Source organism: Clostridium sp. YIM B02555, assembly GCF_022320955.1.
Taxonomy (GTDB): Bacteria; Bacillota; Clostridia; order Clostridiales; family Clostridiaceae; genus Clostridium; species Clostridium saccharoperbutylacetonicum.
Genome location: NZ_JAKJJY010000014.1, coordinates 140496 through 155398, shown reverse-complemented (window position 1 = coordinate 155398; position 14903 = coordinate 140496). Strand labels below are relative to the sequence as shown.

16 protein-coding genes and 2 tRNA genes are annotated in these 14903 nt (G+C 28.7%); 16 read left to right on the top strand and 2 right to left on the bottom strand.

Annotated features, from left to right (window positions below):
• Position 1 precedes the first annotated feature (1 nt).
• Both L3B98_RS18560 and L3B98_RS18555 read left to right on the top strand, forming a co-directional pair.
• Positions 2 to 71: transfer RNA gene (locus tag L3B98_RS18560), tRNA-Phe, on the top strand.
• A 4-nt stretch (positions 72 to 75) separates the two neighbouring features.
• A tRNA-Cys gene (locus L3B98_RS18555) sits at positions 76 to 150 on the top strand.
• Positions 151 to 280: 130 nt separating this feature from the next.
• On the opposite strand, the gene L3B98_RS18550 is transcribed toward L3B98_RS18555, so the two are convergent.
• On the bottom strand, positions 281 to 1444 hold the full coding sequence (locus tag L3B98_RS18550; protein WP_238917803.1) for a M20 family peptidase: 1164 nt from the start codon (positions 1442 to 1444) through the stop codon (positions 281 to 283).
• Between the two features lie 250 nt (positions 1445 to 1694).
• On the opposite strand from L3B98_RS18550, the gene L3B98_RS18545 reads away from it, so the two are divergent.
• The 7 genes from L3B98_RS18545 (at position 1695) to L3B98_RS18515 (ending at position 5342) form a co-directional block, all read left to right on the top strand.
• Positions 1695 to 1877, top strand: a complete 183-nt coding sequence (locus L3B98_RS18545; RefSeq protein ID WP_015390305.1) for a sigma factor G inhibitor Gin — start codon at positions 1695 to 1697, stop codon at positions 1875 to 1877.
• 46 nt (positions 1878 to 1923) lie between these two features.
• A complete protein-coding gene (gene tmk, locus L3B98_RS18540; protein ID WP_015390306.1) occupies positions 1924 to 2565 on the top strand; it encodes a dTMP kinase in 642 nt (213 codons plus the stop codon).
• A 75-nt stretch (positions 2566 to 2640) separates the two neighbouring features.
• Positions 2641 to 2973 (top strand): cyclic-di-AMP receptor, encoded by a 333-nt coding sequence (locus L3B98_RS18535; protein WP_015390307.1) that lies wholly within the window; start codon positions 2641 to 2643, stop codon positions 2971 to 2973.
• An 18-nt stretch (positions 2974 to 2991) separates the two neighbouring features.
• Positions 2992 to 3924 carry a DNA polymerase III subunit delta' gene (locus tag L3B98_RS18530; protein ID WP_015390308.1) on the top strand — a complete coding sequence of 311 codons (933 nt, stop codon included), beginning with the start codon at positions 2992 to 2994 and terminating at the stop codon, positions 3922 to 3924.
• A 3-nt stretch (positions 3925 to 3927) separates the two neighbouring features.
• Positions 3928 to 4833, top strand: a complete 906-nt coding sequence (locus L3B98_RS18525) for a stage 0 sporulation family protein (RefSeq protein ID WP_015390309.1) — start codon at positions 3928 to 3930, stop codon at positions 4831 to 4833.
• 11 nt (positions 4834 to 4844) lie between these two features.
• Complete coding sequence (locus tag L3B98_RS18520; protein WP_015390310.1) at positions 4845 to 5048, top strand: heavy-metal-associated domain-containing protein; 204 nt, start codon at positions 4845 to 4847, stop codon at positions 5046 to 5048.
• A gap of 123 nt (positions 5049 to 5171) precedes the next feature.
• Positions 5172 to 5342 (top strand): 4Fe-4S binding protein, encoded by a 171-nt coding sequence (locus L3B98_RS18515; RefSeq protein ID WP_008426524.1) that lies wholly within the window; start codon positions 5172 to 5174, stop codon positions 5340 to 5342.
• A gap of 69 nt (positions 5343 to 5411) precedes the next feature.
• Here the strand turns inward: L3B98_RS18515 and L3B98_RS18510 are convergent, their stop codons facing one another.
• Positions 5412 to 6050, bottom strand: a complete 639-nt coding sequence (locus tag L3B98_RS18510; RefSeq protein WP_015390311.1) for an MBL fold metallo-hydrolase — start codon at positions 6048 to 6050, stop codon at positions 5412 to 5414.
• A gap of 174 nt (positions 6051 to 6224) precedes the next feature.
• Between L3B98_RS18510 and L3B98_RS18505 the strand changes: the two genes are divergently transcribed.
• The 7 genes from L3B98_RS18505 (at position 6225) to L3B98_RS18475 (ending at position 14901) form a co-directional block, all read left to right on the top strand.
• Complete coding sequence (locus tag L3B98_RS18505) at positions 6225 to 6680, top strand: CtsR family transcriptional regulator (RefSeq protein ID WP_015390312.1); 456 nt, start codon at positions 6225 to 6227, stop codon at positions 6678 to 6680.
• Between the two features lie 14 nt (positions 6681 to 6694).
• Complete coding sequence (locus L3B98_RS18500; RefSeq protein ID WP_077359782.1) at positions 6695 to 7273, top strand: UvrB/UvrC motif-containing protein; 579 nt, start codon at positions 6695 to 6697, stop codon at positions 7271 to 7273.
• Entirely contained in the window at positions 7266 to 8273 is a 1008-nt protein-coding gene (locus tag L3B98_RS18495; RefSeq protein ID WP_238917802.1) for a protein arginine kinase, read from the top strand. The genes L3B98_RS18500 and L3B98_RS18495 overlap by 8 nt, the downstream gene beginning before the upstream one ends.
• A gap of 22 nt (positions 8274 to 8295) precedes the next feature.
• Positions 8296 to 10767 carry an ATP-dependent Clp protease ATP-binding subunit gene (locus L3B98_RS18490; RefSeq protein WP_015390315.1) on the top strand — a complete coding sequence of 824 codons (2472 nt, stop codon included), beginning with the start codon at positions 8296 to 8298 and terminating at the stop codon, positions 10765 to 10767.
• Positions 10768 to 10894: 127 nt separating this feature from the next.
• Positions 10895 to 12271, top strand: a complete 1377-nt coding sequence (gene radA, locus L3B98_RS18485; RefSeq protein ID WP_077359784.1) for a DNA repair protein RadA — start codon at positions 10895 to 10897, stop codon at positions 12269 to 12271.
• A 228-nt stretch (positions 12272 to 12499) separates the two neighbouring features.
• Positions 12500 to 13564 (top strand): DNA integrity scanning diadenylate cyclase DisA, encoded by a 1065-nt coding sequence (gene disA, locus L3B98_RS18480; RefSeq protein ID WP_042314966.1) that lies wholly within the window; start codon positions 12500 to 12502, stop codon positions 13562 to 13564.
• Positions 13565 to 13800: 236 nt separating this feature from the next.
• The gene (locus L3B98_RS18475; RefSeq protein ID WP_238917801.1) at positions 13801 to 14901 is read left to right on the top strand and encodes a PIN/TRAM domain-containing protein; all 1101 of its coding nucleotides are present in this window, start codon (positions 13801 to 13803) and stop codon (positions 14899 to 14901) included.
• Positions 14902 to 14903: the final 2 nt, after the last annotated feature.

The following is a 14903-nucleotide window of genomic DNA, read 5'->3' as shown; positions in this document are numbered from 1 at the left end:
GATAGCTCAGTCGGTAGAGCAGAGGACTGAAAATCCTCGTGTCACTGGTTCGATTCCAGTTCGAGCCACCATAATGGCGCTATAGCCAAGTGGTAAGGCAGAGGTCTGCAAAACCTTTATTCCCCAGTTCAAATCTGGGTGGCGCCTCCAAATTGTAAAAATAGCTTATATACTAACTTGAAAGAGTAGTATATAAGCTATTTTGTTTGTGAAATAATAAATAGAACTCATAGTTAAAGCCATATGAAAGTAAAATTCATATGGCTTTCTGCAAAATAAATTATATAGTATGTACTGTATTGAAAAATTCAATTTTAACTTCTTTGAGTAATGATTCATTTTCTATTAAATCAACAGCAGTTAGTACAAGAGCAGTGGCAACAATATCACATTGTTTTAAAGCAAAAGTAGAAATAGTAGCTTTAGCAAATTCAATACTGCCATATTTAATGGTCGTATCATTTATTATGGAGATATATGGATGTATGCAAGGAACTTTATGGCTTACATCACCAATGCTCAGTCCAGCATAAATATCTCGTGGTGGGTTTATGTTTATTATTCCACTTTCTTTTAAGTTATGACTAAATAATCGGTTTAATGTGCGATTTGTTACGAGTTCTTTATTAGGATACTCGTATAAGAAGAATTTGTTAGGAATATTCATAAGTTTAGTTACTATTCTGGCTATTTCTATTATCTTATTATGTGCATAGTTGGCTGTTGCTGTATTAGATGCTCTAATACATAATTTAATTTCAGTTTCCCATGGCAATAGTAAAGTTGTATATCCATTGTTTGAGATGACTGTATTTATATCTAAATTATCAGGAAATTCTTTTTTTATAGAGTTTAAAATATTAATAGTTAAAAGAGCAGCATCTAAAGATGTATATGAATCTTTATTTAGAAATGTCAATTTATTTTTACTCAGAAATTTCAATCCTAATGGAATAATGGCCGATGAAGAGCCACTTTCACAGGTAGAAGTATCAGGATGTACTAACATTACAACATCTATATCATCAAATGCACCTTGTTTAACCATAATTCCTTTAGTTCCACCAAGGTATTCGCCAGGACATCCAATTAAAATTACAGAACCTCCAATATCATTAATGATATTTCCTAAAGCTAAAGTAGCTGCAACAGACATCGCTGTAACCATATTATGTCCAGTAATATGACCTTCATTTTCTATTGAATCATATTCGCAGAGGTAACATATTTTGGGATGTCCTTTTCCTTTTTTTGCAATAAAAGCATTTTTTATATTTAAGAAATTTTTTTCTATTTGAAAATTATATTTATCTAACAAATCGCAAATATAGTTAGAAGCTTTTACTTCATTGTAACTACTTTCTGGGTGCTTATATAAGTAGCTGCACAAGTTTCTAATATCTTCATTGCATGTAGATAGAAAAGGAATAATCTTTTGTTTCATAAACTTAAATTTTTTTACTTAACACAAACAAAATAAAACTAATAGACTATATGTAATATTATGTTTGTAGTAAAATCTCCTTTCATAATATTATTTTATTGATAGAGTGAAATATTATTTTTATTAATTATTAGTATTACCAAAAAGTAAAAAAATATTTGTTTAGATATTTTTTGTAGGTATGTTTGTATTAAAGGCGTTTAATTTGTTAATAATTTTATAATATCAATGAAATTAGGAGGATAGAGTTATGAAAATTTTAAATAACTTATGTTTTATGTGTGGAGAAAGCACTAGTGATGGTATAATATTAAATGGAGAAAAGATTTGTAAGGCTTGTGAGGATAAAATTGTGAATATAACGCCGAAAAATTTGAATTATGATACTTATAAAGATCAAATTAAAATAATTTTGTTTAATCAACAAGTTTAAATCAAACTATTCTCAGATCAATATTCTTGAGAATGAGGTATTTGTTATGAAAAAAGGTTTATTTATAGTTTTTGAAGGGGGAGAAGGCTCTGGAAAAACAACAGCAATAGAAGAAGTATATAAATGGCTTATTGAGGAAGGAATAAAGTGCATACAAACAAGAGAACCTGGTGGCATTAAAATATCTGAACAAATAAGACAAGTTATATTAAACAAAGAAAATGTGATGATGGAAGCTCGAACAGAAGCATTACTATATGCCGCTGCAAGAAGACAGCATCTTGTAGAAAAAGTAATACCTGCCTTAGAAAAAGGAGTAATAGTACTTTGTGATAGATTCATAGATTCTTCATTAGCGTATCAAGGTTATGCAAGAAACTTAGGAATTGAAGAAGTCATGAGCATAAATAAATTCGCTATTGGAGAATATATGCCTGATATATCTATATTATTTGATCTTGATCCTAAAATTGGATTGGAAAGAATAAGCAATAATAATTCTAGAGAAATTAATAGATTGGATTTAGAAGAATTAGATTTTCATCAGAAGGTTAGAGATGGGTATAATATTGTTTATGAAAGAAATAAGGATAGAATCATAAAAATTGATGCAGAGCAATCAAAAGAAAATGTTATTAAGCAAATAAAATCTATATTAGATTCAAAAATAAAGTCATTGATTAACTAAATAATAAAAATGGTCATATTTGTGGTAAAATAATAATAAAAATAATAAATTATTATTTGAGGGTGGGGAATTATAATGAAGTTAGTAATTGCAATTGTTCAAGATGAAGATTCAATAGATGTTACAGAAGCATTAACAGAAGAAGATTATAGAGTTACAAAATTAGCAACAACAGGAGGATTTTTAAAATCAGGGAATACTACTTTAATGGTGGGAATAGAAGAAGAAAAAGTTCAAGCTGTTATTGATATTATTAAGAATATATGTAAAAAAAGAAAAGAAACAATAGTTACATCAAGTGCATTTGGAGGGAATGAAGGTGGGTATACACAGCAATATCCTATACAAGTTGATGTAGGTGGTGCAACTATATTTGTAATTGATGTAGATCAATTTGTTAAAATATAATTCCAAGGAGAGAGTGCATTGAGAAAAATAATAGGTCATAAAAATATTATAAACAATATAAATAGTAGGCAATTGAATGATTCGTTTTCTCATGCAAATTTGATAGTTGGAGATGATGGAATTGGAAAGAGTATAATAGCAAAATATCTTTCTAATGCTATTATAGAAGAGAAGAATAATGCAGAGAGTGTTGATATTGTAAGGTACTATCCTTCTTCAAGTTCTTTTGGAGTTGATGATGTAAGAAATATAATACTTGAGGTCAATAAAAAACCATATGAAGGAGATAAAAAAGTACTAATATTATATAAGTGTGATAAATTAACAATTCAAGCTCAAAATGCTTTACTTAAGACTATTGAAGAGCCACCTAGTGGCGTGTACTTAATATTATTAAGTGATTCTTTAGAAATAATATTAGACACTATAAAATCTCGTTGTCAAATATATAAGTTAACGCCATTGAAAAAAACAGAAATATCAAACTATATTGAGGATAATTATGCTAACTTAGATTCTGATATTAAAAAGTCTGCATTAGCTTATAGTGCAGGAATACCTGGGAATGTAGATAAGCTTATAAACGATGAAAAATTAAAAAAGCTAAGAGAAATATGCATTGAGATATTTGAAGATATTTTGAGTAGAGATCAAGGATATACATTAAAATATGGAGAATTATTAAAGAATGCTAAGGATGATAAGTTTGAATTATTAAATATACTTCTGTCATATTTGAGAGATATTATGCTTTTTAAAGAACTAAATAATGATGAACTTATTGTTAATTTTGATAAAGTAGATAAAATAAAGGATATATCGAGGAGAATATCTTATAAAAAGTTAAATAATATGTTAGAATACATAACAGAAGCTAGAATAAATTTTAATAGTAACACAAACTATTCAATGACCATAAGTGTTTTGCTTATGGGATTTGCGGAGGTATAATTGATGATAAAAGTTATAGGAGTAAGGTTTAAAAAGGCAGGAAAAATCTATTATTTTAGTCCATCAGAACTCAAGATTAATAAAGGTGACTATGTGATAGTAGAAACAGCTAGAGGAATAGAATTTGGCGAATGTGTTATAGGAATTAAAGATATAAACGAAGAAGATATAGTATCACCATTAAAGAATGTTATAAGAATTGCGGATGAAAATGATATAAAAAAACATAGAGAAAATAAAGATAAAGAAAAAGAAGCGTTGGAAATATGTTTAGGAAAAATTCAAGAACATCAGTTAGATATGAAATTAATTGATGTTGAATATACATTTGATAATCATAAGGTTATATTTTATTTTACGGCTGATGGTAGAGTTGATTTTAGAGAATTGGTTAAAGATTTAGCTACAATATTCAAAACTAGAATAGAATTAAGGCAAATTGGTGTAAGAGATGAGGCTAAAATGATTGGTGGACTTGGACCATGCGGAAGATCAATGTGCTGCTCAACATTTTTAGGGGATTTTGCATCTGTTTCTATTAAAATGGCAAAAGAACAGAACCTTTCTTTAAATCCTACTAAGATATCAGGGATATGTGGAAGGTTAATGTGCTGCTTAAATTATGAGCAAACTACATATGAAAATATAAGAAAGAAATTGCCTAAGGTGGGATCTATAGTTAAAACTGAATTTGGGAATGGCGAAGTTATAGGCAATTCGATAGTTAAAGAAATAGTAAAAGTTAAAATTAAAAAAGGTGACGAAGAAGTAGTTGAAGAAATTAAGATAACAGATGTAGAACTTATTTCAGGAAAATATGAAGATACAATTGATGAAAATAATATAAAACTAGTAGTTGAATCAGAAGAAGATAAAACACTATTAAAAAATCTTATTAATGAAAAGTAGGAGGAATTTCTATGAAATCTGTTATTAAGATTTGTAATATGGAATCAAATAAAGATGCTAAGGTAATTCAAGAAATAATTGTTAATAATTCAGGTGTGATAGCTACAGAAATATCATTATCAAAGAAAGAAGTAACAGTAATATATAATGATAGTTTTTTGGCATTTGAAAAAGTTATAAATTCAATAGAAGACTTGGGATATATTATTATATAATTTAAATATTATTATATATGAGAAAAAATAAATTTGTATCTGATATAAAATGCTTTAAAAAGATTAGAATACATGATAAAATGTAAGAGGTTAATCGCCACAATTTATTAGGAGGTGTTCTAGATGGCATTTGTTATTAATGATTCATGCGTTAGTTGTGGAGCATGTGCTGGAGAATGTCCAGTTAGTGCTATAACTCAAGGGGATACTCAATTCGTTATCGATGCAGATACTTGTATTGATTGTGGAAACTGTGCTAATGTTTGCCCAGTAGGAGCTCCAAACCAAGAGTAATAAAAAAAGATCGTCTTTTTAGACGATCTTTTTTATTTTTATAATTTATATAAAGTTTTAAAATTGCTTTTATGGGCATTTTAATAAAATACATTCTGGTTCGTAATTAGGATTTAAATTTGAAGTGTCTAAAATATTGGAATTAATTTTTTTCACATATTTTTGAGATAAAATAAAATTTTTAGGATCATCTAAATTTAAAGAAGTCTTATTGGTTTTATAATTCATTGGAATTATATATTTAGGTGAAATCAGTTTGCAGAGTTTTGTTGCTTCAAAACCATTTAGAGTAAAGTTACCATCAATTGGGATAAGCAAAATATCAATATTTTTTAAATTTTCTAATATAGATGAAGATGGGATATGACCCAAATGACCTAAATGACAGAGGGTATATTTATCTTCTTTAAATATATAAATAATATTAGAACCTCTTTTGTGCCCATTACACTTATCATGAAATGAGTTAAACCCTTCTATTTTAATATAATTCATATCAAAGATTCCGGTTTGATTAATTAATTTAGTTGTATTGTTTGTAGTATTTAAATATGAAGTATCAAAATGATTATGACTAAATGTGATTAAATCACATTTTGGAAAAACATTTTCATATCCAAGGTTATTATCAAATGGATCGATTAAAATTCGTTTTCCAATAGATGTTTTTATTAGAAAGCAAGAATGTCCATACCAAGTTATTTGCATAAAACCACCCCCTACAAATTTTGGTATATTGTATAGTATTAACACATAAAAATAGAAATAATCAATAATGTGTATTTACACTTTTAAAAATAAAATAAATATAGTATAATAATTATCACAAAGTCAAAGTAAGTCAAAAACAAAAATATTATTAAGGTTTAAGTAGGTGATTTTATGGCAAGACTTTCAGATATAATAGAAGAATTTATAAAACAAATGTTTAATGAAAATGCAAATAATGTGGTTTTTATACAAAGAAATGAATTGGCAGATCAATTTAGATGTGCACCATCTCAAATAAACTATGTACTAACAACTAGATTTACTTACGAAAGAGGATATTTAATAGAAAGTAAGAGGGGTGGAGGCGGTCATATTGCGATAAAACAATTGGAATATGACGATTTAAACAAAAGAGAAGAATTGATAAATCAAAGTATAGGAGATACAATAACATATCACAATGCAAATGCATTGGTCAATCACTTATTAGAATCTGGCATTATTGAAAAAAGAGAATGCGAGATAATGAAAATAGCAGTAAATGATAGAAGTTTAACTTCAGCAGATAATAAAAATAAAATAAGAGCCGATATTTTAAAAGGAATGATTATGATAATTTTATCTTAAAGGTGGGGATATATATGTTGTGTGAAAAATGTAGGAAAAATGAGGCGAAAATAAATTTAGTTACTATAATGAATGGACAAAAACAAGAAGTGTGGTTATGTGAGAATTGTGCAAAAGACATAGCAAATGTTCCATTTTTTAATCCTATATTAAAAAATATCAATTTGCCACTACAAGGAATGATTACAGAAATATTATCTAATGCAGATATGAATAAAAGTGATGTAGATAGTAATAAAATAAAAGAAACTGTTTGTTCAAATTGTGGATTAACTTATGATGAATTTAAAAAGTCAGGAAAGTTAGGATGCGCAAATTGTTACAAGGATTTTCAGGTTGTTCTTGAACCACGAATAAAGAGTTTGCAATTAGGGATAAAGCACATAGGAAAAATTCCTAAAATTAAGGGGAAAGAATTAGTTCAAAGACAAAGACTTAAAGGATTAAAGGAGGAAATGCAGCAATTAATATTGACGGAAGAATACGAAAGAGCTGCTATCATAAGGGATGAAATCAAAAAGTTGGAGTTATATATATTAGAAAATGGACTAAAACATGAATTTAATGTAAAGGAAGGTGAATGGAATGATTAATTATGAAGATGGACAAATAGGAATAGTATTAAGTAGTAAAGTATTACTTGCTAGAAATATTAATGATTTACCATTCCCGAATAAGTTGAATTACATTAAAGGGAGAGAGAACAGTAAAATAATATATAACACACTTAAAAATGAATTTATAGATGAAGAAATTACAATGCATGAAATTTGGAATACAAAAAATGATTTCAGTAAACAATATTTAGATAGGAATTTAATTAGTGAAGAACTATTAAAAAATTTTGATAAGGGTGCATTTATTGTTAATAAAAATGAAGATGTTAGTATTATGATAAATGAGAAGGATCATATAGGTATTCAATGTATTAGTGGAGGATTAAATTTAGACGAAGCTTTTAGCAGAGCATCAATCATTGATGATAAGTTAGAAAAGAATTTTGAATATGCGTTTGATGAAAATTTAGGATATTTAACAGCTTCACCAGAGAATGTTGGTACGGGAATGAAGGCTTCTGTGATATTGCATTTACCAGCAATTACAATGAGTGAGGAAATTAAAAATATCTCAAAAAATCTTAATGAAAGTGGGATGATAATAAAGGGTGTTTATTTGGATGGAAATAAGGTGCATGGAAATCTATATAGAATAGCAAATAAGGTATCATTAGGATTGACAGAAGAAAATATCATACGAAAATTAAAAGAAGCCGTTCTTAGTGTAATTACAGAAGAAAATAAATTTAGAGAGATACTACTTAGTAAATGCAGATATGAGCTAGAAGATAGAGTATTTAGAGCTTATGGAATATTAAAGAATGCAATTCTTCTAGACTTTAAAGAAACTATAGATTTATTATCTAATGTTAGATTGGGAGCAGAATTAGAGCTTTTAAACATGAATAAAAATAAATTAGATAACTTATTCACACATGTAAGTGATTCAGCACTGCAAAATTACTTTGGAAAAGTTTTAGATGAAAAAGAAAGTAAGCATGAAAGAGCAAATTTTATAAAAGAAGTATTAGCCTGATGAAAGATAGGAGGTAAGTTATATGGAATATAATAAATTAACAGAAAGGGCTCAAGCTGTAATTTTAGAAGCTGAAAATGAATCTGAAAAATTTAAGCACGGATATGTTGGGACAGAACATATGCTGCTCGGAATATTAAAAGAAGATGGATATTCTGCAAAATTACTAAATAAACATGGCATTGATAGTGAAAAGATTAGAGCAATGATACATAGATATTTAGGATATGGTGATATTAAAAAAACAGATGATAATATATTACTAACACCAAGAACAAAAAGATTGGTTGATGAAAGTTTTGCAGCAGCTAAAAAATTAAATCATAAATATGTCAGTCCAGAACACATTTTGTTGGCGTTACTTAATCAAGAAGAGGGGATGGCTTATACAATTCTAAAAAGTTTAAATCTTAATTTTGCTATTATAAGTGAGGAGTTACTTGCATTTTTATCAGGAAATTATGAAGATAAAGTTAGTGATAAAAATACGATGGAAAATAAGAAGGCAGATACTCCTATGCTTGATAAGTATGGAAGAGATCTAACAGCATTATCAAAAGAACAAGGATTGGATCCTGTTATAGGAAGAGATAATGAAACTCAAAGGTTATTAGAAATTCTTTGTAGAAGGATTAAAAATAATCCATGTTTAATTGGGGAACCAGGAGTTGGTAAGACAGCGGTAGTAGAAGGATTGGCTCAAAGAATTGTTGAAGGAAATATTCCCGAAATACTAAGAAGTAAGAGAGTTATTTCTTTGGACTTAACGTCAATGATTGCAGGAGCAAAGTATAGAGGAGAATTTGAGGAAAGACTAAAAAAGACAATGGAGGAAATTATCAAAGATAAAGACATAATTATTTTTATTGACGAGATTCATACTATAATTGGTGCTGGAGGTGCCGAAGGCGCTATTGATGCATCAAATATACTTAAGCCAGCTTTGGCTAGAGGAGAGATTCAATGTATTGGAGCAACTACTATAGATGAGTATAGAAAATATATTGAAAAGGATTCTGCATTAGAGAGAAGATTCCAACCTATAGTAGTAGGGGAACCTTCAAAAGAAGAAACTTTAGAGATATTAAAAGGCTTAAGAGATAAATATGAAGCACACCATAGGGTTGAAATTACAGATGAGGCTCTAGAAGCAGCTGTTAACTTGTCAGATAGATATATAACAGATAGATTTATGCCAGATAAAGCTATTGATTTAATAGATGAAGGGGCTGCAAAAGTAAGAATACAAAGTTTGACAGCACCACCAGACCTAAAAGATTTAGAGGAAAGAATTGAAAATATAGGCAAGGAAAAGGAAGATGCTATTAGGGTACAAGATTTTGAAAGAGCAGCTAGTTTAAGAGATAAAGAGAGAGAGTTAAAAGATCAGCTAAACAATATGAAGAATAATTGGGACACACAAAATTCAATTAAGACACTAGTTGTGGATGCAGAAAAAATAGCAAGCGTAGTAGCATCTTGGACAAAAATACCAATAAGGAAATTAACAGAGTCAGAAAGCGAAAGATTATTAAATTTAGAAAACATACTACACAAAAGAGTTATAGGTCAAAATGAAGCTGTAAAATCTATAGCGAGAGCTGTAAGAAGAGCAAGAGTTGGCATAAAGGATCCAAATAGACCAATTGGAAGTTTCATATTTTTAGGACCAACAGGAGTAGGAAAAACTGAACTATCTAAGGCACTTGCAGAAGCTATGTTTGGTGATGAAAATAGTATTATAAGAGTAGATATGTCAGAATATATGGAAAGCCATTCTGTTGCAAGATTAATAGGTTCTCCTCCAGGATATGTAGGGTATGAAGAAGGTGGCCAACTTACAGAAGCTGTTAGGAGAAAACCATATTCAATAGTTCTCTTGGATGAAATTGAAAAAGCTAATCCAGAAGTATTTAATATATTGCTTCAAATTATGGAAGATGGAAGACTCACAGATGGTAAAGGAAAGGTTGTTAATTTTAAGAATACAATAATTATAATGACCTCAAATGTTGGAGCTCATCAAATTAAAAAACAAAAAAGCATAGGGTTCAGTAGTAATTCAAATAATAATGAAGAAACTGAATATGAGAAAATGAAGGAAAACATATTAGGGGAATTAAAACAAAAATTTAGACCTGAATTCTTGAATAGAATAGATGATACTATAGTATTCCATAAGCTAAGTGATGATGATTTAAATCAAATTATTGATTTGATGCTTGCATCAATCAAGGAAAGACTTGAAAGTAGGGATATCTATCTAAATTTTGAGGATAATAGCAAGAAGTTTTTGTTAAATAAAGGAATTGATTTGGATTATGGAGCAAGACCTTTAAGAAGACTTATTATTAAAGAAGTAGAAGATAAGCTAAGTGAAGAAATTTTACAAGGAAATATACGAATTGGAGATAGAGTTAGCGTAAGTCAATTAGAAAATAAACTTGTTTTTAGAAAATCTGTTAAAAATGATTTGGAGATGAATAGAAGCTAATCTGTAATTGATGGACTGTTTCAAGAATGAAATTTATCATAGACTGAAATGGTCCATTTTAATTAAAAGAAATTTATTTAGGTAGCATAAAGATATTTATAGGAGTGAATAAAAAAGGAGACATTATATGAAAAAGAAAACATTATATAGGTGTTCAAATTGTGGTTTTGAGAGTATAAAGTGGTTGGGGAAATGTCCAACATGTAGCAGTTGGAATACACTGGAGGAAATTACAGTTGAACTTAAAAATACAGATTCTAGAACACGCCAAACATCTAAAAAAAGTATAAAGAAGCTTTATGAGGTAGTATCTAGTAAGAGTAATAGGATAGTTACAGGTATAAATGAATTTGATCGTGTAATGGGTGGAGGAATTGTTAAGGATTCAATTTCTATTATAACAGCTAGACCAGGAGCAGGAAAATCAACACTGCTTTTACAAATTTCAAATTGCATTGCTAAAGAAGGATATAAAGTAATTTATGCATCTGGAGAAGAAAGTGATAGTCAGATAAAAAATAGAGCAGATAGAATTCTTGATAAAATTCATGAAAATATATGGGTATTACAAGAAAATAATCTTGATAATGTACTAGATGCTGTGGAAGAAATAGATCCTGATATGGTAATTATAGATAGTATCCAAACATTCACCATGGAAGCATCATTACCAGCAAGAGCAGGATCTCCAACTCAAACAATGGAATGTGCTAATGCGTTGCTTCATGTTGCAAAAAATGAGAAGAGGCCTAGAGCTGTTATTATAGTAGGACAAATGACAAAAAATGATGAATTAGCTGGGTTACGAGCATTAGAACATTTAGTGGATACTGTTCTTATTATAGAGGATGATAATGATGAAGAATTACGTGTACTTGTAAGTTCAAAGAATAGATTCGGTGGAATTGAAAATGGATTCTTTCAAATGCGAGAGGAAGGAATTGTTTCAATAGATAATCCATCAGAATTTTTCATGACAAAACGTGAAGAAGGTGAAGTAGTATCAGGGAGTGCATTGACTGTCATCAAGGAAGGGACAAGATGTATTATAACAGAGATAGAGAGTTTAGTATCTAAGAGTTTTACTCCATATCCAACTAGAATAGGTGAAACATTAGGTAAAGATAAGTTAAATACATTAATATCTATTTTAGAACAGCGAGGTAATATAAATTTATATGATAAAAATGTTATCATAAAAACTACAGGTGGTATAAAGATAAGAGAGCAAGGTATAAATTTAGCTGTAATAATGAGTATAGTTTCATCAGTGAAACAACAAGGGATAGAATCGAATATTGCTTTTATTGCTGATGTAGGATTAACTGGAGAACTTAAAAAAGTACCATCCTTAGAAAGTCGGATTAAAGAAATTGAGAGAATGGGATTCAAAAAGGTTTATGTGGCTTATGATTCATTTACAAAAACCAATAATTTTAAAAAAATACAAATATTCGAGCTAAAAACATTGATAGATGTAATAAAACATGTGTACAATTGTTAATATAATATTAAAAAAATAAAATTTGTATTTAGAAGATAAAAACATTTTTCTACAAAATAATTTATTATAATTTAATTTCATCAAATATCATTGAGAGATTATAGTTATTATAGTATTATAGTCTAAGAGATTTATATTTTAGTATTAATATTTCTAAGTGAAAAATAGTTTTAGAATGAGAGTTTTGTTAACGAGAGATAATAATTTTTTATGAAAATGGGTGAGTGTATGAGAATAGAAAAGGGAATAGGAATAAAGAATGTATTAAAAATAATGTGCCCAGGCACTCAACTAAGGGAAGGACTTGAAAATATATTAAGGGCAAAAACAGGTGGTTTATTAGTAATTGGTGATGATGAAGAAATTATGAAATTAGTTGATGGAGGTTTTTATATCAATTCAGAATATACTCCTTCATATGCATATGAGTTAGCTAAAATGGATGGTGCAATTGTAATTTCTGCTGATTTAAAAAGAATTGTATGTGCCAATGCTCAATTAATTCCGGATTCTTCCATACCAACATATGAAACTGGTACTAGGCATAGGACAGCTCATAGGGTAGCTAAACAAACTAATAATGTAGTTATTGCAATTTCTCAAAGGAGAAATATAATAACTATGTACAAAGGTGATATAAAGTACGTTTTGAGAGAGAGTAGTGTGATTTTAGGTAAAGCTAATCAAGCACTTCAAACATTAGAAAAGTATGTTTCTGTACTTGAAAGAGTTGTAAATAATTTAAATTTACTAGAATTTCAGGACTTAACAACTCTTTTTGATGTAGTTACAGCTGTTCAAAGAACTGAAATGGTAATGAGAATAGTTGAAGAAATTAATATGTATATATTAGAACTTGGAAATGAAGGACGATTAATATCTATGCAACTTAATGAGTTAGTGAAGCATATAGAGAGAGATGGAATATTACTAATTAGAGATTATTGTAAGGATGCATTACAATATAATGAGGTATATGAACATATTCAAAAACTAAATTCGTCAGAATTGTTAGATTTAGATGCAATTTCACGAGCATTGGGGTATAGTGCAGTTCCACTGATGGATACATTAATATCTCCAAAGGGATACAGGGTGTTAAGCAAAGTTCCAAGGATACCATCTAATGTTATAGATAACTTAATTAAGGAATTTAAAGAACTTAGTAATATAATAGATGCTGATATTAATGAACTAGACAATGTTGAGGGAATCGGAGAAGCTAGAGCTACTGCAATCAAGGATGGATTGAAACGAATAAAGGAACAAGTATTATTAAAAAAAGAAATATAGTCTAGAATAGAACTGTCTTAAAATGAAAGTTGGTTAATAAATGAATCTATATATTTTAATTTATTACAGCTATGCTTTAGGTCAGTCTCTTTTTATAGGAGATTACTTCGTAAACTTAATAATTTATTCATTTTAGATATAGGATAATATATGTTATAATTAATATTGTTGAGATAATATATATAAAGTGATTAAAATATCACAAATGTGTAAATGATTAGAAGGAGGTGAAACATGTGTTAAAGAAATTAGTAAGAGGTATTTTTTTTATAATTGGAATTATAATAGGATACTTTATATCGGAACTATTATTAACGATACCACAAATTGAGAGTTTAAGCTATCTTTCAAGTACTGTAGGGATGGTTATATTCGTAATTGTTATATCTTTTCTTTTTGGACTTATATTTTATATTTTTTCACCTACTATATATAAAGGAATTGCTAATTTAATTGAGTATATTGAAAAGAGTATGCAGAAAATGAGCATAACAGAGATATTATATGGAACTTTTGGAGCAGTTATTGCTTTGATCCTTATGACTTTTATTGCAGAACCAATAAACAGTGTGCCTAAATTAGGACCTATTATATTGATTTTATTAAATGTATTAGCAGCTGTGATAGGTGCAGAAATAATGATTAAAAAGAAAGATGATATAACTGCACTTCTTCTTAATTTTAAGAAACCTGCAATTAAAGAAAAGAAAGCTAAGGAAACAGGTAAAGATTCTATAAAAGGAATACCAAAAGTATTAGATACATCAGTTATAATTGATGGGAGAATATTTGATATTTGTGAAACTGGATTTATTGAGGGTCCATTGGTGATACCTAATTTTGTGTTAGATGAGTTGAGACATATTTCTGATTCTTCTGATTCATTGAAAAGAAACAGGGGAAGAAGAGGCTTAGATATACTAAATAAAATACAAAAAGAATTATCAATTGAAACTCAAATTGTGGATGATGATTTCCCTAAGATTGCTGAAGTAGATGCAAAATTATTAAAATTAGCGCAAAAGATGGATGGAAAAGTTATAACTAATGATTATAATTTAAATAAGGTAGCTGAATTTCAAGGTGTTCCAGTATTAAATATAAATGAATTATCAAATGCAATAAAACCAGTAGTTCTTCCTGGGGAAGAAATGAGGATTGATATCGTTAAGGATGGTAAAGAGTCAAGCCAAGGGGTTGCGTATTTAGAAGATGGAACTATGATTGTTGTTGAGGGAGGAAGAAAATATATAGGACAAACAACCGATGTTATGGTTACTTCAGTTCTTCAAACGGCAGCAGGAAGAATGATTTTTGCAAAACCTAAAGAGAATTAAAA

Excerpts from the sequence above, each read along its gene's own strand:
- L3B98_RS18495 (WP_238917802.1), top strand. The coding sequence starts at position 7,266 with ATGATTAATTATGAAGATGGACAAATAGGAATAGTATTAAGTAGTAAA.
- L3B98_RS18525 (WP_015390309.1), top strand. The coding sequence starts at position 3,928 with ATGATAAAAGTTATAGGAGTAAGGTTTAAAAAGGCAGGAAAAATCTAT.
- disA (WP_042314966.1), top strand. The coding sequence starts at position 12,500 with ATGAGAATAGAAAAGGGAATAGGAATAAAGAATGTATTAAAAATAATG.
- L3B98_RS18520 (WP_015390310.1), top strand. The coding sequence starts at position 4,845 with ATGAAATCTGTTATTAAGATTTGTAATATGGAATCAAATAAAGATGCT.
- L3B98_RS18500 (WP_077359782.1), top strand. The coding sequence starts at position 6,695 with ATGTTGTGTGAAAAATGTAGGAAAAATGAGGCGAAAATAAATTTAGTT.
- L3B98_RS18515 (WP_008426524.1), top strand. The coding sequence starts at position 5,172 with ATGGCATTTGTTATTAATGATTCATGCGTTAGTTGTGGAGCATGTGCT.
- L3B98_RS18535 (WP_015390307.1), top strand. The coding sequence starts at position 2,641 with ATGAAGTTAGTAATTGCAATTGTTCAAGATGAAGATTCAATAGATGTT.
- L3B98_RS18545 (WP_015390305.1), top strand. The coding sequence starts at position 1,695 with ATGAAAATTTTAAATAACTTATGTTTTATGTGTGGAGAAAGCACTAGT.
- L3B98_RS18490 (WP_015390315.1), top strand. The coding sequence starts at position 8,296 with ATGGAATATAATAAATTAACAGAAAGGGCTCAAGCTGTAATTTTAGAA.
- L3B98_RS18550 (WP_238917803.1), bottom strand. The coding sequence starts at position 1,444 with ATGAAACAAAAGATTATTCCTTTTCTATCTACATGCAATGAAGATATT.
- L3B98_RS18510 (WP_015390311.1), bottom strand. The coding sequence starts at position 6,050 with ATGCAAATAACTTGGTATGGACATTCTTGCTTTCTAATAAAAACATCT.
- radA (WP_077359784.1), top strand. The coding sequence starts at position 10,895 with ATGAAAAAGAAAACATTATATAGGTGTTCAAATTGTGGTTTTGAGAGT.
- L3B98_RS18505 (WP_015390312.1), top strand. The coding sequence starts at position 6,225 with ATGGCAAGACTTTCAGATATAATAGAAGAATTTATAAAACAAATGTTT.
- tmk (WP_015390306.1), top strand. The coding sequence starts at position 1,924 with ATGAAAAAAGGTTTATTTATAGTTTTTGAAGGGGGAGAAGGCTCTGGA.